Origin of the sequence: Enterobacter sp. ECC-219 (genome assembly GCF_043966805.1) — a bacterium.
Classification (GTDB): domain Bacteria; phylum Pseudomonadota; class Gammaproteobacteria; order Enterobacterales; family Enterobacteriaceae; genus Enterobacter; species Enterobacter cloacae_N.
On record NZ_CP143680.1, the window covers coordinates 2,656,038 to 2,676,002 of the forward strand.

At 56.4% G+C, this 19,965-nt stretch carries 19 protein-coding genes; 14 read left to right on the plus strand and 5 right to left on the minus strand.

Annotation, left to right across the window (positions count from 1 at the left end; genetic code table 11):
• Together V1603_RS12590 and xthA are read right to left on the minus strand one after the other, a co-directional pair.
• The gene (locus tag V1603_RS12590) at positions 1 to 633 is read right to left on the minus strand and encodes a TVP38/TMEM64 family protein (protein WP_395312707.1); all 633 of its coding nucleotides are present in this window, start codon (positions 631 to 633) and stop codon (positions 1 to 3) included.
• 57 nt (positions 634 to 690) lie between these two features.
• On the minus strand, positions 691 to 1,497 hold the full coding sequence (xthA, locus tag V1603_RS12595; protein ID WP_395312708.1) for an exodeoxyribonuclease III: 807 nt from the start codon (positions 1,495 to 1,497) through the stop codon (positions 691 to 693).
• A 433-nt stretch (positions 1,498 to 1,930) separates the two neighbouring features.
• On the opposite strand from xthA, the gene V1603_RS12600 reads away from it, so the two are divergent.
• The 7 genes from V1603_RS12600 to ves all read left to right on the plus strand — a co-directional run bounded on the left by V1603_RS12600 (position 1,931) and on the right by ves (position 9,641).
• A complete protein-coding gene (locus V1603_RS12600) occupies positions 1,931 to 3,151 on the plus strand; it encodes an aspartate aminotransferase family protein (RefSeq protein ID WP_116340541.1) in 1,221 nt (406 codons plus the stop codon).
• On the plus strand, positions 3,148 to 4,182 hold the full coding sequence (astA, locus tag V1603_RS12605; protein WP_116340539.1) for an arginine N-succinyltransferase: 1,035 nt from the start codon (positions 3,148 to 3,150) through the stop codon (positions 4,180 to 4,182). The genes V1603_RS12600 and astA overlap by 4 nt, the downstream gene beginning before the upstream one ends.
• Positions 4,179 to 5,666 carry a succinylglutamate-semialdehyde dehydrogenase gene (astD, locus tag V1603_RS12610; protein ID WP_395312709.1) on the plus strand — a complete coding sequence of 496 codons (1,488 nt, stop codon included), beginning with the start codon at positions 4,179 to 4,181 and terminating at the stop codon, positions 5,664 to 5,666. The genes astA and astD overlap by 4 nt, the downstream gene beginning before the upstream one ends.
• Entirely contained in the window at positions 5,653 to 6,978 is a 1,326-nt protein-coding gene (gene astB, locus V1603_RS12615; RefSeq protein WP_395312710.1) for an N-succinylarginine dihydrolase, read from the plus strand. The genes astD and astB overlap by 14 nt, the downstream gene beginning before the upstream one ends.
• A gap of 10 nt (positions 6,979 to 6,988) precedes the next feature.
• Positions 6,989 to 7,954 (plus strand): succinylglutamate desuccinylase, encoded by a 966-nt coding sequence (gene astE, locus V1603_RS12620; RefSeq protein WP_395312711.1) that lies wholly within the window; start codon positions 6,989 to 6,991, stop codon positions 7,952 to 7,954.
• Between the two features lie 336 nt (positions 7,955 to 8,290).
• The gene (spy, locus tag V1603_RS12625) at positions 8,291 to 8,785 is read left to right on the plus strand and encodes an ATP-independent periplasmic protein-refolding chaperone Spy (protein WP_116340531.1); all 495 of its coding nucleotides are present in this window, start codon (positions 8,291 to 8,293) and stop codon (positions 8,783 to 8,785) included.
• A 298-nt stretch (positions 8,786 to 9,083) separates the two neighbouring features.
• Positions 9,084 to 9,641, plus strand: coding sequence for an environmental stress-induced protein Ves (gene ves, locus V1603_RS12630; protein WP_045261590.1), 558 nt, complete (start codon positions 9,084 to 9,086; stop codon positions 9,639 to 9,641).
• Here the strand turns inward: ves and cho are convergent.
• Both cho and nadE read right to left on the minus strand, forming a co-directional pair.
• A complete protein-coding gene (gene cho / locus V1603_RS12635; RefSeq protein ID WP_116341156.1) occupies positions 9,619 to 10,497 on the minus strand; it encodes an excinuclease Cho in 879 nt (292 codons plus the stop codon). The genes ves and cho overlap by 23 nt on opposite strands.
• A gap of 178 nt (positions 10,498 to 10,675) precedes the next feature.
• Positions 10,676 to 11,503, minus strand: a complete 828-nt coding sequence (gene nadE, locus V1603_RS12640) for an ammonia-dependent NAD(+) synthetase (RefSeq protein ID WP_116340527.1) — start codon at positions 11,501 to 11,503, stop codon at positions 10,676 to 10,678.
• Positions 11,504 to 11,735: 232 nt separating this feature from the next.
• Here nadE and osmE point away from each other — a divergent pair, with 232 nt between their 5' ends.
• The 7 genes from osmE (at position 11,736) to chbG (ending at position 17,587) form a co-directional block, all read left to right on the plus strand.
• Positions 11,736 to 12,080, plus strand: coding sequence for an osmotically-inducible lipoprotein OsmE (gene osmE, locus V1603_RS12645; RefSeq protein WP_003857836.1), 345 nt, complete (start codon positions 11,736 to 11,738; stop codon positions 12,078 to 12,080).
• Between the two features lie 281 nt (positions 12,081 to 12,361).
• Positions 12,362 to 12,679: a PTS N,N'-diacetylchitobiose transporter subunit IIB gene (gene chbB / locus V1603_RS12650; RefSeq protein ID WP_014883474.1), complete on the plus strand. Its 318-nt coding sequence runs from the start codon at positions 12,362 to 12,364 to the stop codon at positions 12,677 to 12,679.
• A gap of 80 nt (positions 12,680 to 12,759) precedes the next feature.
• Complete coding sequence (chbC, locus tag V1603_RS12655) at positions 12,760 to 14,118, plus strand: PTS N,N'-diacetylchitobiose transporter subunit IIC (protein ID WP_028012799.1); 1,359 nt, start codon at positions 12,760 to 12,762, stop codon at positions 14,116 to 14,118.
• Positions 14,119 to 14,165: 47 nt separating this feature from the next.
• Entirely contained in the window at positions 14,166 to 14,513 is a 348-nt protein-coding gene (chbA, locus tag V1603_RS12660) for a PTS N,N'-diacetylchitobiose transporter subunit IIA (protein WP_116340525.1), read from the plus strand.
• 5 nt (positions 14,514 to 14,518) lie between these two features.
• Positions 14,519 to 15,361 carry a transcriptional regulator ChbR gene (chbR, locus tag V1603_RS12665; RefSeq protein ID WP_028012801.1) on the plus strand — a complete coding sequence of 281 codons (843 nt, stop codon included), beginning with the start codon at positions 14,519 to 14,521 and terminating at the stop codon, positions 15,359 to 15,361.
• A 109-nt stretch (positions 15,362 to 15,470) separates the two neighbouring features.
• Entirely contained in the window at positions 15,471 to 16,826 is a 1,356-nt protein-coding gene (locus tag V1603_RS12670) for a 6-phospho-beta-glucosidase (protein ID WP_163328926.1), read from the plus strand.
• An 11-nt stretch (positions 16,827 to 16,837) separates the two neighbouring features.
• Complete coding sequence (gene chbG, locus V1603_RS12675; RefSeq protein ID WP_163328928.1) at positions 16,838 to 17,587, plus strand: chitin disaccharide deacetylase; 750 nt, start codon at positions 16,838 to 16,840, stop codon at positions 17,585 to 17,587.
• A gap of 124 nt (positions 17,588 to 17,711) precedes the next feature.
• Here chbG and katE read toward each other — a convergent pair whose 3' ends face one another.
• Entirely contained in the window at positions 17,712 to 19,961 is a 2,250-nt protein-coding gene (gene katE / locus V1603_RS12680) for a catalase HPII (protein ID WP_395312712.1), read from the minus strand.
• Between the last annotated feature and the right edge of the window lie 4 nt (positions 19,962 to 19,965).

The following is a 19,965-nucleotide window of genomic DNA, read 5'->3' on the forward strand; positions in this document are numbered from 1 at the left end:
TCACTTTTTAGCAGAAGGGAGATAGCGGGATAAGAGCCGGCGCGTGGCCAGCGGTAATAACCCCAGTAGTGTAAAGGCGAATACCATGCCCGGCGACAAAATATCGCGAAGCGATGCCACTTTTCCCAGCTCCCGCCCGGCGTTCAGAAAGACAACCGTCGCGGGCAGCATGGCGACCTGGCTGACCCACCAGTAGCGCCGCACCGTGATGCGTGTCAGCCCCATGAGCAAATTCACCAGAAAAAACGGGAACAGCGGCATCAGGCGCAGGGCAAAAAGATACCCCGTGCCGTCGCGCGCCATGCCGGCATTCACCGTTGTCATCTGACGGGCAAACTGCCGTTGCACCCAGTCGCGCAGCAGGTAACGGCTGGCGAGCATCGCCAGCGTGGCCCCGAGCGTGGAGGCAAACGAAACCAGCACGGTGCCTTCCCACAGCGTGAATAACGCCCCGCCCAGCAGGGTCAGAACTGCTGCGCCGGGTATCGACAGGGCGGAAACCGCAACATAAAGCGCAAAGAAGATCAGCGCGCTATGCAGCGGCGCGCGGTCGACATGGGAGAGTAACGTCTGCTGATGCGTTTTAATTCCTGCCAGAGAGAGCGTGTCAGGCGGCAGAAAGACAAATGTCATAAGAAATGCGCCCAGAAGGGCGCACAGGAAAAGTGTTTTTCGCATGTTCACGCGCGATTACAGCTTGAATTTAGCCCATACCGGCGCGTGGTCCGACGGTTTTTCCATGCTGCGGATGTCGTAGTCGATTCCGGTTTCGATGCAGCGCTCTGCCAGCGGCGTGCTGGCCAGCAGCAGATCGATACGCAGGCCGCGGTTGTCGTCAAAGCCCTTTGAGCGGTAGTCAAACCACGAGAAGCGATCCTGCGTTTCCGGGTTGGCACTGCGGAAGGTATCCACCAGGCCCCAGCCCAGCAGGCGCTCCATCCACTCACGCTCTTCCGGCAGGAAAGAACATTTGCCGGTGCGCAGCCAGCGCTTGCGGTTCTCTTCGCCGATGCCGATATCGAGATCCGTCGGGCTGATGTTCATGTCGCCCATGATCAGCACCGGATTCTCTTTTTTCAGTTCGGTCGTCAGGTAATTCTGTAGATCCTGATAAAACTTCGCTTTGGCCGGGAATTTTGTCTCGTGATCGCGGCTCTCGCCCTGCGGGAAATAGCCGTTAATGACCGTGATGTTCCCGAGCGCGGAAGGCACTTCCGCCATGATGATGCGGCGCTGCGCTTCTTCTCCGTCGCCGGGGAAGCCGCGGCGCACGGAAACCGGCGTATCTTTGGTGAGCAGCGCGACGCCATAGTGACCTTTCTGACCGTGGTAAAAGACGTTATAGCCAAGTTTCGCCACCTCTTCGAGGGGGAACATGTCGTCGTGAACCTTGGTCTCCTGCAGGCCGATCACATCTGGCTGATGTTGCTCAACAATGGCTTCAAGCTGATAGGGGCGGGCGCGCAGGCCGTTGATATTAAAAGAGACAAATTTCATAGTCGCTGCCAGTGCAAGGTGAATAGTGCATGGATGGTAGCAGAATTTGCGTCAACTGTTACCGGGTTCGACCAATAACTGCGACAGATCATGCCGGTGGTGCAATATTTGCACCATTCTGACGCGCTTCGCCCCCAAAGAGGGCGTAAATGGCCGATAAATTTCGCGAGCGATCACAATTCCAGAATTATATTTGGCCTCTGCATACTCTTTCTGATTTTCATGCGGCAAAGCGCCGCTTGTCGTAAAAATATTCACTTTTTATGCACTAACAGTGAATAACTCCATGTTGTAACTTGTTGATATTCTGTTACCTCAACCCGTTTATGCAATTTTATCGCTGGCTGGCACGAAGGCTGCAATCTACATTCACAGTGCAAACACTCAATTATTTAACATTCAAATAACTTTTTATTTACCGGATGAGGTCGCTATGTCTCTGTCAATTACGCGTGAAAATTTCGATGAATGGATGATGCCGGTTTACGCTCCGGCGGCTTTTATTCCGGTTCGCGGGGAAGGCTCACGCCTGTGGGATCAGCAGGGTAAAGAGTATATCGACTTTGCAGGTGGGATTGCGGTCAATGCGCTGGGTCATGCGCACCCTGCGCTGCGTCAGGCGCTGAATGACCAGGCGGCGAAGTTCTGGCATACCGGCAATGGCTTTACCAACGAACCCGCACTGCGCCTGGCGAAAAAGCTGATTGACGCGACATTTGCCGAAAAAGTCTTTTTCTGTAACTCCGGGGCGGAAGCCAATGAAGCGGCGCTGAAGCTGGCGCGCAAATATGCCCACGATAAGTTTGGTACGCACAAAAGTGGGATTGTGGCGTTTAAAAATGCCTTCCATGGACGCACGCTCTTTACCGTGAGCGCGGGCGGCCAGCCTTCTTATTCACAGGATTTTGCCCCGCTGCCGCCGGATATTCGCCACGGCATCTATAACGACCTGCAGTCCGCCAGCGAGCTGATTAACGACACCACCTGCGCGGTGATCGTCGAGCCGATGCAGGGCGAGGGCGGCGTGCTTCCGGCGCAAAAGGCATTCCTTCAGGGGCTGCGCGAGCTGTGCGACCGTCACAACGCGGTCCTGATCTTCGACGAAGTGCAGACCGGCGTGGGCCGCACCGGCGAGCTGTATGCCTATATGCACTACGGCGTGACGCCGGACGTGCTCTCTACCGCCAAAGCGCTGGGCGGCGGCTTCCCGATTGGCGCGACGCTGACTACCGATAAATTCGCCAGCGTGATGACCGTGGGCACGCACGGCACGACCTACGGCGGCAACCCGCTGGCGACCGCCGTCGCCGGACAGGTTCTTGACATCATTAACACACCTGAGGTGCTGAAGGGCGTTAAACAGCGTCACGAGTGGTTCGTTGAGCGCCTGAACGCCATCAACGGCAAGCTTGGCCTGTTTAAAGAAATTCGCGGTCTGGGGCTGTTAATCGGCTGCGAGCTCACCGCTGAGTTTGCCGGAAAAGCTAAACTTATTTCACAGGAAGCGGCAAAAGTGGGCGTGATGGTGCTGATTGCCGGTGCCAACGTGGTGCGTTTTGCGCCTGCGCTGATCGTCAGCGAGGAAGAGGTGCAAACCGGTCTGGACCGTTTTGCGCTGGCGTGTGAAAAGGTGAAATCCGGGGTGTCATCATGATGGTCATCCGTCCCGTTGAGCGCGACGATATCGCCGGGCTCATGCAGCTTGCCGGTAAGACGGGAGGCGGGCTGACCTCGCTTCCTGCCGATGAAAAAACGCTGTCGGCGCGCATTGAGCGCGCCCTGCAAACCTGGCAGGGGACGTTGCCAAAAAGCGAACAGGGTTACGTGTTCGTGCTGGAAGACACCGACACGGGGAGCGTGGCCGGGATTTGCGCCATCGAAGTGGCCGTCGGGCTTAACGACCCGTGGTACAACTACCGCGTCGGCACCATGGTTCATGCCTCGAAAGAGCTGAACGTCTATAACGCGCTGCCCACGCTGTTTCTCTGTAATGACCACACGGGCGCCAGCGAGCTCTGCACGCTGTTCCTCGACCCGGCGTGGCGCAAAGAGGGCAACGGCTATCTGCTCTCCAAATCTCGCTTTATGTTTATGGCCGCCTTCCGCGATCGCTTTAATGAAAAAGTGGTGGCAGAGATGCGCGGCGTGATCGACGACAAAGGCTACTCTCCCTTCTGGGAAAGCCTGGGCGAGCGCTTCTTCTCGATGGAGTTCAGCCGGGCGGACTATCTCTGCGGCACGGGCCAGAAAGCCTTTATTGCCGAGCTGATGCCTAAACATCCTATCTATACCCATTTCTTAACGCCGGAAGCGCAGGCGGTGATCGGTGAAGTGCATCCGCAAACCGCGCCTGCCCGTGCGGTGCTGGAGAAAGAGGGCTTCCGCTACCGTAACTACGTCGACATCTTTGACGGCGGACCGACGCTTGAGTGTGATATTGACCGCGTGCGCGCGATCCGCAAAAGCCGCCTGGTTGAGGTATCTGAAGGCCAGCCTGCGCCGGGTGACTGGCCGGCTTGCCTGGTGGCGAACGAAAATTACGCCAACTTCCGTGCCATGCTGGTGCGGGCCAACCCGAAATGTGAACGTCTGGTGCTGACGGCTGCTGAGCTGGATGCCCTGAAATGTAACGCCGGCGATACGGTTCGCCTGGTGCGTCTCTGCCCTGAGGAGAAAACAGCATGACATTATGGATTAACGGTGACTGGGTCACGGGCGAAGGCGAACAGCGCACAAAGACCAATCCGGTTGGAAAAGAAGTTCTCTGGAGGGGGAATGACGCCAGCGCCGCGCAGGTCGAGCAGGCCTGCCGTGCCGCGCGCCGCGCATTTCCCGCGTGGGCAAAACAGCCTTTCACCGAGCGCCAGGGGATTGTTGAAAAGTTTGCCGGTCTGCTGGAGGCGAACAAAGCCGAACTGACGCGCATCATCGCGTCTGAAACCAGTAAACCGCGCTGGGAAGCGGCAACCGAAGTGACGGCGATGATTAATAAGATCGCCATTTCGGTCAAGGCGTACCACACCCGCACCGGCGAACAGCATACCGAGATGCCGGACGGCGCGGCCACGCTGCGCCACCGTCCGCACGGCGTGCTGGCGGTGTTTGGCCCGTATAACTTCCCGGGGCATCTGCCGAATGGCCACATTGTGCCCGCGCTGCTGGCGGGCAATACCGTTATCTTCAAACCGAGCGAGCTCACGCCGTTAACCGGCGAGGCGGTGGTGAAGCTGTGGGAACAGGCTGGCCTGCCGCCGGGCGTACTGAACCTCGTGCAGGGCGGACGGGAAACCGGCCAGGCGCTCAGTGCGCTGAGCGATATTGACGGCCTGCTGTTTACCGGCAGCGCCGGAACGGGCTATCAGCTGCACCGCCAGCTGGCGGGCCAGCCGGAAAAAATCCTGGCGCTGGAGATGGGGGGCAACAACCCGCTGATTGTGGAAGACCCTGACGATATCGACGCCGCGGTGCACCTGACGATCCAGTCCGCCTTTATTACCGCCGGACAGCGCTGTACCTGCGCTCGCCGCCTGCTGGTCAAGCGCGGCGCGCAGGGGGATGCCTTCCTGAAACGTCTGGTAGAGGTGAGCGCGCGTCTGGTGCCTGCCGCGTGGGATGCCGACCCGCAACCGTTTATCGGCGGGCTGATTTCCGAACAGGCCGCGCTGAACGTGCTGAAGGCCTGGCAGGACCACGTCGCGCGCGGCGCGAAAAGCCTGCTGGAGCCGAAGCAGGTTCAGCCGGGTACCTCGCTGCTGACGCCGGGCATCGTTGAGATGAGTGGCGCGAGCAACGTGCCGGATGAAGAGGTGTTTGGCCCGCTGCTGTGCGTCTGGCGTTACGACGATTTTGACGCGGCCATTGCGATGGCCAATAACACCCGCTACGGCCTGTCGAGCGGGCTGATTTCACCGCATCGCGAGAAGTTTGATCGCCTGCTGCTGGAAGCGCGCGCCGGGATCGTGAACTGGAATAAACCGCTGACCGGGGCGGCGAGCACCGCGCCGTTCGGCGGCGTAGGGGCATCCGGTAACCATCGCGCCAGCGCGTGGTATGCCGCCGATTACTGTGCGTGGCCGATGGCGAGCCTGGAAACCCCGGCGCTGACGCTGCCGGAGACGCTCAACCCGGGGCTGGACTTTAGCGAAGGGGCTCGACATGAAAGCGCGTGAAGTTAACTTTGACGGGCTGGTGGGGCTTACGCACCACTATGCCGGTCTCTCTTTTGGTAACGAAGCCTCGACGAAGCACCGCTTTCAGGTCTCCAACCCGAAACTGGCGGCGAAGCAGGGGCTGCTAAAAATGAAGGCGCTGGCGGATGCCGGTTTCCCGCAGGCGGTGATCCCGCCGCAGGAACGCCCGAACGTGGCCGTGCTGCGCCAGCTCGGTTTCACCGGCAGCGATGAGCAGGTGGTCGAAAAAGCGGGCACGCAGACGCCGCACCTGCTCTCTGCCGCGAGCTCCGCCTCCTCAATGTGGGTGGCCAACGCGGCGACCGTCGCCCCGTCAGCCGATACGCTGGATGGCAAAGTCCACCTGACGGTGGCGAACCTGAACAACAAATTCCACCGCGCCACTGAAGCGGACACCACCGAGCGCGTGCTGCGCGCCATTTTCAAGCATGACGCCCATTTTGAGGTCCATCAGGCCCTGCCGCAGGTGGCGATGTTTGGCGACGAAGGTGCGGCCAACCATAACCGTCTGGGGGGCGATTACGGCGATCCCGCCGTGCAGCTGTTCATCTACGGGCGCGAGGAGGGCGGGCATTCCGCCCCGGTCCGTTATCCAGCGCGTCAGACGCTGGCGGCCAGCCAGGCGGTGGCCCGCCTGAACCAGGTCAATCCCTCACAGGTTATTTTTGCCCAGCAGAACCCGCAGGTGATCGATCAGGGGGTGTTTCATAACGACGTGATTGCTGTATCCAACCGCCAGGTGCTGTTCTGTCATGAGCAGGCCTTTGCCCATCAGGAGAAGCTGCTTGCCACGCTGCGCGAACGCGTGCCCGGCTTTATGCCGATTCAGGTGCCAACGCAGGCGGTCAGCGTGCAGGACGCGGTCGAAACCTATCTGTTCAACAGCCAACTGCTGAGCCGTGATGACGGTAGCATGATGCTGGTGCTGCCGCAGGAGTCCCGGGATCATCAGGGCGTGTGGCGCTATCTCACTGAACTGGTGAAGGCCGATAACCCGATTGACGAGCTTCGCGTCTTTGACCTGCGCGAAAGCATGGCCAACGGCGGTGGTCCCGCCTGTCTGCGCCTGCGGGTCGTGTTAACGTCGAATGAAATGCAGGCCGTTAACCCGGCTGTGATGATGAATGAGGCGCTGTTCAACACCCTGAACGACTGGGTAGATCGCTACTATCGCGACCGGTTAACGCAGGCCGATCTGGTCGACCCGCAGCTGCTGCGCGAAGGGCGCGAGGCGCTGGACGCGTTATCGACAATCCTGCAGCTGGGATCGGTTTATCCGTTCCAGCGCTAGAGGAGTGGGTATGGAAAATTTACTGGCGCTGACCCTAGCGGATGAAACGCCGGAGCGGAGCGAGGGGGAAGGCCCCTCATTCCGCTGGCGGTGGCAGGGGCGCGGGGTGCTTGAGCTGACGCCGAGCGCAAAAAGCGATCTCTCGCTGCTGCTTTCCACTGGGATTCACGGGAATGAAACCGCACCCGTTGAGATTGTCGATGGGCTGCTGCGCGCGCTTTATCGCGGAGAAATCACCCTTGCGTGCCGCGTGCTGGTGGTGCTTGGCAACCCGCCTGCGCTGGCGCAAAACAAACGGTACCTGGTGAGTGATATTAACCGCATGTTTGGCGGTCGCTGGTCGCAGTTCCCGCAGAGCGACGAAACAGCGCGCGCTCAGTGGCTGGAGAACGTCGTGACGACGTTTTTTGCCGCGGCGGGGCCAGCGCGCTGGCATCTCGATCTGCATACGGCGATCCGCGCCTCTTACCATGTGCGCTTCGGCGTTCTGCCGCAGCGCAATCAGCCGTGGGATGAGGGCTTTTTGAGCTGGCTCGGGGATGCCGGGCTGGAGGCGCTGGTGTTCCATCAGTCGCCGGGCGGAACGTTTACGCACTTTACCTGTGAAAACTTCGGTGCGCTGTCCTGTACGCTGGAGCTGGGAAAAGCACTACCGTTCGGACAGAACGATCTTACGCGCTTTGCGCCAACGCGTCTCGCGCTTCGGGCGCTGCTCGGTGGGACAGCTCCCGAGCACGCACATCAGCCCGTTGAGCGGTATCGGGTCGTACAGCAGATCACCCGCCGTAGCAATGCTTTCCAGCTTCATATGGCCGCGCATACCCTGAACTTCACGCCGTTTCGCAAAGGGGCGCTGCTTGCGGAAGATGGCGAAGATCGTTATGAGGTGCAGAAAACAACCGAATATGTGCTGTTCCCTAACCCCACAGTGGCGTTTGGCCTGCGAGCCGGTCTGATGCTGGAAAAACTCTCCTGACCTTTCCCCTCTCGTCATCCGGGAGGGGAAGTAAAAATGTTTTCTTAGCGATTAAAGCGCTCTGACTTGTTTTACGGAATATTCCTGGCGAATTGCTTTATTATTCACCTTCACTCCGTTATACTTCTGCTAAATATCTTTAAAATCATCGCGTTGAATATTTTTTGTTGCAACTCTCCATGCTTTATCCTTATTTCCTCCACATTTGGCGAAAAATTGTTTTTTACACTTTCATTGTTTTACCGTTGCTCTGACTAATTGACGATAAACCCCGTAAAGTTAATCTCGTCAACACGGCATAGCGCCGAAGAATAACTGAAAGAAAGGAAATAAATTATGCGTAAGTTTACTGCACTGTTTGTTGCTTCTACCCTGGCTCTGGGCGCTACCAGCATGGCGTTCGCCGCAGATACCGCAACCACCGCTGCCGCGCCGGCTGAGGGCAAAATGATGATGCATCATCAAGGCAAGCCGGGTATGCACCATGAAATGATGATGTTTAAAGATCTGAACCTGACGGACGCGCAGAAGCAGCAGATCCGCGAGATCATGAAAAGCCAGCGCGACCAGATGAAGCGTCCTCCGCTGGAAGAGCGCCGCGCAATGCATGACATCATTGCCAGCGACAGCTTCGATAAGGCGAAAGCTGAAGCGCAGATCGACAAAATGGCCGAGCAGCATAAAGCCCGCATGCTGGCTCACATGGAAACCCAGAACAAGATCTACAACATTCTGACCCCGGAACAGAAAAAACAGTTTAATGCCAATTTTGAGAAGCGTCTGACAGAACGTCCGGCGATGGAAGGTAAAATGCCAGCACCAACCGAATAATCGGTTCACTCTCTTAAGACCGCCGGGATCCTGTCCACAAAAGCGCAATCGCTGTGGACAGGACCGGCGGTTTTTCTATTCTGCCCTCTTGTCTGCCGCCGCCAGTGCGGTATTCTCCTGTAGTCGCTTCAGAGAATGTTTGTAGAGTCATGGCGTTAGCTTTTTTTACTAACGCTCCTCTAAGGCCTGCCCGCTCTGCTGCCGATACTGTGTCTGTGAATCTCTAACGATAACAAACAAGACTGCAAGGGTAGCGATATCCTTGCCCTGGCACGGGTTGTGCCATTCAGGAGTGGTGATGGAGTTCTTTGATATTCGTAAGATGCCGGTCAGCCTCTGGCGCAATGGTGCCGGCGAAACGCGAGAAATTTGCTGTATTCCTCCCGCGACGCGCGATTTTTTCTGGCGTGCCAGTATCGCGACCATCGCCAGCAACGGCGAATTCTCCTCGTTTCCCGGTGTCGACCGGGTAATTACGCTGCTGGAAGGCGGGGAGGTGACGCTGGATGCCGGTCAGGCGTTCTGCCATACCCTTAAACAGCATCAGCCTTACAGTTTTGCCGGCGATTTGCCGGTGAAGGCGCTGCTTTCCGATGGCAGGATGGCGATGGACTTCAACATCATGACCCGGCGCGACTGCTGTCAGGCGAAGGTACGGGTTGCCGATCGTACCTTTACCACCTTTGGCTCGCGCGGAGGCGTGGTGTTTGTATTAAGCGGGGCGTGGCAGCTGGGTGATAAATTGCTGACGGCCGATCAGGGCGCCAGCTGGCAGGAGGGGACCCATACTCTGCGTCTGCTGGAGTCACAGGGTACCCTGCTGTTCAGTGAAATTAACTGGCTGCCGGGTCACTGAGCGCGATGACCTCGAACTTGCCCGCTAAGACGGGCTTGCAGAGGATTTTGTAGCCGTCGTGGTCGAATCCGGCGGGGGTGCGCAACAGGGTTGCCGCGTCGCTTAAATCATCGACAGCCCCCAGCCAGAGCCAGTTATTGACGATGTGATACTGCGTCATGGTTTCACCCACCTCTTTTAGCGCAACGGCGCCGTCCCACGGCCAGCAGTTGACGCTGATCCCCGCCAGGCCTGCGAGTAGGCGGGCGTGATGCGCCTCAAGGCTCTCTTTCCCGCAGCAGGCGCCTGCGCAGCGCTTCAGCGCGGAGCGAAAACAGGCGCGGCCCCGCGTGGTGCCCTCTAACCCTAAAAGGCTGTAGCATAGCTGCAGCTCGTCGGCGAGCGCCTGGAGAGACTGCAGGGCCGCACGCTTGTTTGCGAATAATCCAAAGAGATTAGGGGCATGTGAAAAATCGACTTCGCGGGCGTACACCACCTGCGGCTTGCCGTCGGCGATCTGCAGGGAGCAGAGCTGGCGGTTGCGTCGCAGGCGCTTATTAAAGAGCGGCTGCTGCTCTTTTATCAGCCGGGCTTCCAGCAACAGCGCGCCCATTTCTCCCGCCGTCTGGAACCAGGTAATGCGGCGCGACTGGCGCAGCATGGCGGCCTCGTCCGGGGTGCGCAGGTGGGATAACACCCGGCTGCGAATGTTAACGCTTTTGCCGATGTAGAGCGGCAGGGTCTCGCTTTCACCGTGAAAGATGTACACGCCCGGCTGTTTGGGCAACGCCTCAAGCCAGGGGCGGAGATGTTCGGGATATTCATAGATAGCCGCCGCTTCAAACTCAAGACGCGGGGCGGATTGACGCCTGCTCACATACTGCTCCATATACTGTTCAGGTATACAGTGTAGCAGGTGTGCTGTGGTTAAAAAAGAGCCGGGTGGCGGCTACGCCTTACCCGGCCAGGACGTGCGGCCTGATGCCCTCACCCCAACCCTCTCCCACGGGAGAGGGCGCAAACATTAAAAGCGGTAACCTGGTTACCGCTTTGCTTTATTTTTTCCAGAAGTCGTCAAACACCGTAATTGGCGTGTGGCGCTTGTGCTCGGTTTTCAGATACCAGCCTTCGATAATTTTCGCGGTACCTTCATCCAGCGTTTTGCCTTCCAGATAGTCATCAATGTTGTCATAGGTGACGCCAAGGGCAGCTTCATCCGGCAGGGAAGGGCGATCGTCTTCCAGATCCGCTGTCGGTGCTTTCTTGTACAGGTGCTCAGGGCAGCCCAGCGCGGCGAGCAGCTGCTTGCCCTGTCGCTTGTTGAGACGGAAAATCGGGTTTATGTCGGTGCCGCCATCGCCGTATTTGGTGAAGAAACCGGTGATCGCTTCTGCCGCATGGTCGGTGCCTACCACAACGCCTTTGGTCATCCCGGCGATGCTGTACTGCGCTTTCATGCGCTCGCGCGCTTTCTCGTTGCCGCGCACAAAATCGCTCAACTCAATACCCGCTTCGCGAAGCGCCTGCTCGCTTGCCAGCACCGAGCCTTTAATATTGACAGTGAGCACGCGGTCAGGCTGGATGAAGGCGATGGCATCCTGGCAGTCCTGTTCGTCCGCCTGTACGCCATAAGGCAAACGCACGGCGATAAACTGCAGCGCGTCATCGCCCGTCTCTTCGCGAAGCTCTGAAATCGCCATTTGACAGAGTTTACCGGTCAGGGTTGAGTCCTGCCCGCCGCTGATGCCCAGCACCAGGGATTTCAGGAAAGCGTTCTTTTTTAAGTACGACTTTAAAAAATCCACGCTGCGGCGGATCTCTTCATGTGCATCTATCGCAGGCTTTGCGCCCAGCGCCTGAATAATCTCTTGTTGCAGAGCCATCATGCCCTCCATATGCAGAACATAAACAGAATGTGTTAACTGTTAAAACTAAACCTTTGGGCGGAAAACGACAAGGATCACAGTTTCGAGTGCGTTAATTTGCGGCGATTTAGCAGGTTATCGTTGTTTTATTAGAATTTTCCGAAATTCGTCTGGCATAAATCACAAAGTTGAACAATAGTACTTTTTATTCCATGCTTAGATAACACGCTGATAAACAAGAGGACGGAATATGAACAAGAACGTAGCAGGAATTCTTAGCGCAGCGGCGGTACTGACGATGCTGGCAGGGTGTACAGCTTACGATCGCACCAAGGATCAGTTTACCCAGCCCGTGGTTAAAGACGTTAAAAAAGGGATGACCCGTTCGCAGGTGGCTGCAATCGCCGGCAAGCCTTCTTCTGAAGTCACCATGATTCACGCGCGCGGTACGTGTCAGACCTATATCCTGGGTCAACGTGATGGTAAGGCAGAGACCTACTTCGTCGCGCTGGATGATACCGGACATGTGATTAACTCCGGCTATCAGACCTGTGCTGAATACGACACCGATCCGCAGGCACCTAAGGCGCAGTAACCCTGCTTGCCTGACGATGTTAATAAGCCGGCCCATGGGCCGGTTTTTTTATGCATACGTAAATCTTATTTCTTTGCGCGAATTATTTGCCTGAAATGTGAAGGGAGTCAACAAGCCAGGTCAATGAGAGACAATTTGAGCCTATCCAGAATTATCCCCTGTCTGTACCATTGCGTATACTCACTCCAACGATAAACAACAGTATGCAAGCTACCTGTCTGCCGGGACAGCGAGTCGAGTGATAGCGCGACGGCAGGTAGTCCTACAAGAGGGAAATTACGATGGAAAAGAAACATATCTACCTGTTCTGCTCAGCCGGCATGTCAACCTCGCTTCTGGTGTCAAAGATGCGCGCGCAGGCTGAAAAGTATGAAGTCCCTGTGGTGATTGAAGCGTTTCCAGAGACGCTGGCGGGCGAAAAAGGCCAGAAAGCCGATGTTGTTTTACTGGGGCCGCAAATTGCCTACATGCTGCCCGAAATTCAACGACTGTTACCGAATAAACCGGTCGAGGTGATCGACTCGGGGCTGTACGGCAAGATTGATGGTTTAGGTGTACTAAAAGCTGCTGTGGCAGCCATTAAAAAAGCTGCTAATTAATTTTTATTTTTCCCGTCAAAGAGTTATTTCACACACAATTACGCCGTAACATGCGTTACGGCATTTAAGGGTATTTTCCTATGAGTAAAGTCATCGCTTCACTTGAAAAGGTACTCCTTCCTTTTGCTGTTAAAATAGGAAAGCAGCCTCACGTTAATGCCATCAAAAACGGTTTTATTAAATTAATGCCGTTGACGCTGGCCGGGGCCATGTTCGTTTTAATTAACAACGTTTTTCTTAGCTTTGGTGAAGGTTCCTTCTTTTATTCATTAGGAATTCGGTTAGACGCTTCCACTATTGAAACCCTTAATGGTTTTAAAGCCATCGGCGGCAACGTCTATAACGGTACGTTGGGTATTATGTCGCTGATGGCGCCTTTCTTTATCGGGATGGCGCTGGCTGAAGAGCGGAAAGTGGATCCGCTGGCCGCCGGGTTATTATCCGTTGCCGCGTTTATGACCGTCACGCCATACAGCGTGGGGGAGGCGTATGCCGTCGGCGCGAACTGGCTGGGTGGTGCCAACATTATCTCCGGTATTGTTATCGGCCTGGTGGTGGCAGAAATGTTCACCTTTATTATCCGTCGCAACTGGGTCATCCGTCTGCCGGATAGCGTACCGGCCTCCGTTTCTCGTTCATTTTCCGCGTTGATCCCAGGCTTCATTATTCTCTCCATCATGGGGATTATCGCCTGGGCGCTCTCTCACTGGGGCACGAACTTCCACCAGATCATCATGGACTCTATCTCTACGCCGCTGGCGTCGATGGGTGGCGTGGTCGGTTGGGCGTATGTGATTTTCACCTCTCTGCTGTGGTTCTTCGGCGTGCATGGTTCACTGGCACTGGCCGCGCTGGACAGCGGAATTATGACCCCATGGGCACTGGAAAACGTTGCGCTTTACCAGCAGTACGGCTCCGTTGATGCGGCGCTGGCGGCAGGTAAAACCTTCCATGTGTGGGCGAAGCCGATGCTTGACTCCTATATCTTCCTGGGTGGTACCGGGGCGACCCTGGGTCTGATCATCGCGGTCTTTATTGTCTCTCGTCGCGCTGATTATCGTCAGGTGGCGAAACTGGCGCTGCCATCGGGCATCTTCCAAATTAACGAGCCGATTCTGTTCGGTCTGCCAATCATCATGAACCCGGTAATGTTTATCCCGTTCATTCTGGTGCAGCCGCTGCTGGCAGCGATCACCCTGACGGCCTATTACATGGGTATTATTCCACCGATCACCAACATTGCACCGTGGACCATGCCGGCAGGTCTGGGCGCGTTCTTTAACACCAACGGTAGCGTCGCGGCCTTCCTGCTGGCGATATTCAACCTCGGGATTGCCACCCTGCTGTACATGCCATTCGTGGCGATTGCGAACAAAGCCGCCACCATCATTGATGAAGAAGAGAGCGAAGAGGAAATTGCCCTCTCACTGAAATTCTAAGATTGACCGGCGCGGGGAAGCCCGCGCCAGCCACAAGGAGCTTAAACATGTTAGATTTGGATAGTATCGTCGCAGACGAAGCCGCAGAGAACGATCTCGAAGAAGTGGTGATGGGCCTCATCATCAACTCCGGTCAGGCGCGCAGCCTGGCGTATGCCGCACTGAAGCAGGCCAAGCAGGGCGATTTCGCCGTCGCGAAAACCATGATGGAGCAGTCCCGCACGGCGCTGAACGAAGCGCACCTGGTGCAGACAAAGCTGATTGAAAGCGACCAGGGCGAAGGGAAGATGAAGGTCAGTCTGGTGCTGGTACACGCTCAGGATCACCTGATGACGTCCATGCTGGCGCGCGAGTTGGTGGCGGAGTTGATTGAGCTTCACGAGAAAATGCACTAAGTCGGATTGAGCAGCAGGAGGTCAGCACGATGGAAATCAAAACCGCATTTGAACAGCAACTGTTTAATGGCAAAAATTTTCACGTGGTTATCTACAACAAGACGGAGAGCGCCAGCGGTCTGCACCAGCATGACTACTATGAGTTCACGATTGTTCTGACCGGCCGCTACTACCAGGAGATCAACGGTAAGCGTGTCCTGCTTGAGCGAGGGGATTTTGTCTTCCTGCCGATGGGTTCCTATCACCAGAGCTTTTACGAATTTGGCGCGACCCGCATTCTGAACGTGGGCGTCAGCAGACGCTTCTTTGAGAAGCACTATCTGCCGCTGGTGCCGTTCTGCTTTGTGGCGTCCCAGGTATACCGTGTGAAAAACGAGTTCATGACCTGGATTGAAACGGTCATCGCCTCGCTTAACTTCCGCGACAATGAATTTGATGAGTTTATTGAAACGGTGACCTTCTACGTGATGAACCGGTTGCGGCATCACCGTGAAGAGCAGCAGGTGACGGATGATGTTCCACAGTGGCTGCGCAGCACCGTGGAACTGATGCACGATAAAGGCCAGTTCAGCGAAAATGCGCTGGAAAATATGGTATCCCTCTCGGGGAAATCCCAGGAATATCTGACCCGCGCGACGCAGCGTTATTATCGTAAAACGCCGGTGCAAATTATTAATGAAATCCGCATTAACTTTGCCAAAAAACAGCTGGAAATTACCAACTATTCTGTCACCGATATTGCGTATGAGTCAGGATACAGCAGTCCCAGTCTGTTTATTAAAACTTTTAAGAAATTGACGTCATTCACACCGAACAGCTACCGGAAGAATTTAACGGTAATTAATTAACTTTCGGCGGGTTACCCGCCACAAATATTGCTTTAATGGCTTGCCCAAATAGCGGGAAGAGTACGCTATACCTTGCAGGCGATTAACCTGATACGCTAAGGGAGATATTATGCAAAAGAAATTAAAAGTCGTAACCATTGGCGGCGGCAGCAGCTATACCCCGGAATTACTTGAAGGCTTTTTAAAACGCTATCACGAATTACCGGTCAGCGAATTATGGCTGGTGGATGTTGAGGAAGGTCAGGAGAAGCTGGATATTATTTTCGACCTGTGCAAGCGCATGGTTGAGAAAGCGGGCGTGCCTATGACCGTGCATAAATCCGTCGATCGTCGCCTGGCGCTGAAGGATGCGGATTTCGTCACTACCCAGCTGCGCGTCGGCCAGCTGAAAGCGCGCGAGCTGGACGAGCGTATTCCGCTGAGCCACGGCTACCTGGGGCAGGAGACCAACGGCGCGGGCGGCCTGTTCAAAGGCCTGCGTACCATTCCGGTGATTTTCGACATCGTAAAAGATGTGCAAGAGGTCTGCCCGAACGCGTGGGTGATTAACTTCACTAACCCGGCCGGAATGGTGACCGAGGCGGTTTATCGTCATACCAGTTTCAAACGCTTTATCGGTGTCTGCAATATCCCGATCGGCATGAAGATGTTTATCCGCGACGTGCTGGAGCTGACCGACAGTGACGATCTCTCTATCGACCTGTTCGGCCTGAACCACTTGGTGTTCATTAAGGACGTCATCGTGAACGGAAAATCGCGCTTTGCCGAGCTGCTCGACGGCGTGGCTTCCGGTCGCCTGACCGCGGCCTCCGTGAAGAACATCTTTGACCTGCCGTTCAGCGAAGGGCTTATCCGCTCGCTGAATCTGCTGCCGTGCTCGTACCTGCTTTACTACTTCAAGCAGAAAGAGATGCTGGCCATCGAAATGGGCGAGTACTATAAGGGCGGCGCGCGCGCGCAGATCGTTCAGAAAGTTGAGAAGCAGCTGTTCGATTTGTATAAAGATCCGAACCTGAACGTTAAACCGAAAGCGCTGGAGCAGCGGGGCGGGGCCTATTACTCTGATGCGGCGTGTGAAGTGATCAACGCCATCTACAACGACAAGCAGGCGGAGCACTATGTCAACGTGCCGCATCACGGTCATATCGACAATATCCCGGCTGACTGGGCGGTTGAGATGACCTGCATCCTGGGACGCGATGGCGCTAAACCGCATCCACGCATCACCCACTTCGATGATAAGGTCATGGGCCTGATCCACACCATCAAAGGCTTTGAAGTGGCGGCAAGCAATGCGGCGCTGAGCGGCGAGCTCAATGACGTGCTTCTGGCGCTGAACCTTAGCCCGCTGGTGCATTCCGACCGCGATGCGGAGCAGCTGGCCAGCGAGATGATCCTGGCGCATGAAAAATGGTTGCCGAACTTTGCCGCCACGATCGAGAAGCTGAAGTTCAAACATCACTGAGAGGACGCACAATGGAAAACCTGCTGATCGTTAATGCTGATGACTTTGGCCTCTCTAAAGGTCAGAACTACGGCATTATTGAAGCCTGTCGTCGGGGGGTTGTAACCTCTACCACGGCACTGGTGAATGGTGAGGCGGTTGAACACGCGGCGCAGCTGAGCCGCGAGGTGCCGGAGTTGGGCGTCGGCATGCATTTTGTGCTGACGCTCGGGATGCCGCTTTCGCCAATGCCGGGCCTGACGCGCGACGGCCTGCTGGGCAAATGGATTTGGGAGTTGGCGGAGCAGGACGCTCTGCCGCTCGAAGAGGTTGCCCGTGAGCTGGACTGCCAGTACAACCGCTTTGTTGATCTGTTTGGCAAGGCGCCGACGCATATTGACAGCCACCATCATGTGCACATGATCCCGGCGATTTTCCCGATCGTTGCGGCGTTTGCCCAACGCAAAGGCGTGGCGATGCGCGTGGATCGTGAGGTGCAGGGCGTGCCGGACTGTGCCGTGGCAACCACAGAGGGGTTCAGCAGTGCCTTTTACGGCGACGAGATCGACGAAGGGCTGTTCCTGAAGGTGCTGGAAGATTCCGCCGCCAGGGGGGAACGGTCGCTGGAAGTTATGGCGCATCCTGCTTTTGTCGATAACACAGTGCGGAAAAGCGCCTACTGCTGGCCGCGCCTCGCTGAGCTGGACGTGCTAACGTCGGCGTCGCTGAAGTATGCGATTGCCGAGCGTGGGTATCGTCTGGGGACGTTTGGGGATCTGTGAGATAAAGCCCGGCGGCGAGGTAAAAGCAAAACGGTAACCTGGGTTACCGTTTTTATTGTTTTCTCCCTCTCCCGTGGGAGAGGGGCGGGGTGAGGGCATCAGGCCGCACAACCGGGAATGGTTTTTACGCCGGTATCTGGTCAATCTTACTGCTGCGCGACCAGACGCGGTGCGCGGCGAGCAGGTCAAACAGCTTCGTCATAAAGGCATCGTCCACGTTATCGCCCTCGACAATGCCATCCTCACCTTGATCGGCAACCTTCAGCTGCGCCTTAAACTGTCGCGCGTAACCGGACAGCGCGATCGGTTTCAGGTGCTTATAGGCTTCCAGCAGATAATACACGGCGTCACCGTTGTTCAGCAGACTGTCAATATCCCCGCACGGCACAATCACTGCATCGACGGTCAGCGATGGTGCCCCGGCAAAGGTCGCCGCCACCGGCAGCACGGAGCCGTCATCGGCGGTCACTTCCCCCATGCGGGAATAAAGCAGTTTCGCATGCACGCCCTGGGTTTTCAGCGCCTGCATGATCCCCAGCACGTCGCTGGCGCGGGTTTTATCGTTCAGCAGGATGGCGACCACGCGGCCTTTAATCGAGCCTCCAGGCACCGCATACAGGCTCAACGACGGATCTTTCTTCACGCCGTTAACCTCTTTCGGCGGAGCAAGGTTGCGCTGCTCGTCCGTTAGCGTAATGCCCAGGTTATCCGCCACGCTCTGGGCAAGCTGAATATCAATATGTGCCAGCTGATCGACCACCCGCTCGCGGATATAGGTGCGCACCACTTTGCTCAGTTCGAAGCTAAAGCCGCCGATGATGTGCTGTTGCTCAATCGGCGTCTGGCTGTTCCAGAACAGGCGAGGGTGGGCGTAATACTCGCCGAACGAAGGGCTACGCTCGCGAATTTTGTTGCCGTCGATACGTTCCTGATAAGATTCGAATCCGCCGCGTTTCGGCCCCGGCGGGGTTTCTCGCGGCCAGTTATCGTTGATGGAGTTCGGCTCATAGTTCGCCGGGTTGGTATCAATATCCTGACGGTGCATCCCGTCGCGCTGGAAGTTATGGTACGGGCAGGTTGGGCGGTTAATCGGGATCTCGTGGAAGTTCGGCCCGCCAAGACGGCTAATCTGCGTATCGGTATAAGAGAACAGACGGCCCTGTAACAGCGGATCGTTGGTGAAATCCAGCCCCGGTACGATATGGCCCGGGTGGAACGCGGCCTGCTCGTTTTCGGCAAAGAAATTATCCGGGTTGCGGTTGAGCACCATTTTCCCCACCAGCTGTACCGGCACCAGCTCCTCAGGAATGAGTTTGGTCGGGTCAAGCAGGTCGAAATCGAACTTAAACTCGTCCTCTTCCGGAATAAGCTGCAGGCCCAGTTCGTACTCCGGGAAGTCGCCGGCTTCAATCGATTCCCACAGCTCGCGACGATGGAAGTCCGGATCGCGCCCGGTGAGCTTCTGCGCTTCATCCCACACCAGCGAGGCTTTGCCCGCTACCGGCTTCCAGTGGAAGCGTACAAACGTGGCTTTACCTTCCGCATTGATCATGCGGAAAGTATGAATACCGAACCCTTCCATCGTGCGATAGCTGCGCGGAATGCCCCGGTCGGACATCGCCCACATCACGTTGTGTAAGGTTTCAGGCTGCAGGGAGACATAGTCCCAGAAGGTATCGTGCGCGCTTTGGCCCTGGGGTATGGCCCAGTGGGGCTCCGGTTTTACCGCATGGACAAAGTCAGGAAATTTATGCGCATCCTGAATGAAAAACACCGGAGTATTGTTGCCCACCAGATCGAAAATACCCTCTTCGGTATAAAACTTAGTGGCAAAGCCGCGGATATCACGGACCGTGTCTGCCGAACCTGCGCCGCCCTGCACTGTGGAGAAACGCACAAATACCGGGGTGATTTTATCCGGGTCGGAAAGGAAATCCGCTTTGGTGATCGCTTTCAGGCTCTTATAGGGCTGGAAGTAGCCGTGTGCAGCCGAGCCGCGCGCGTGAACGATGCGTTCTGGAATGCGCTCGTGGTCAAAATGGGTAATTTTTTCCCGCAGGATGAAATCTTCCAGCAGGGTCGGCCCGCGCGCGCCTGCGCGAAGGGAGTTTTGATCGTCAGCAATCCGCACGCCCTGATTGGTGGTGAGCGCAAAACCTTCGCTGCCTTTGCGGTGCGGCTCAAGTGATTTCAGCTTCTCGTTTCCAGTATCCGGCGATTTCATGCTTCCCGGCGCGGTTGGCTGTTCGCCAGGGGCTGAAGGGCCAGGCGAGGGGCGGTGAGAGCCGTCAGCAGGGGCGAGAGAGTCCATACCCGGTTGAGATTCTTCAGTGCCATGAATCGGTGATTGATGTGTTTTATCTTTGTTCGACATTGCA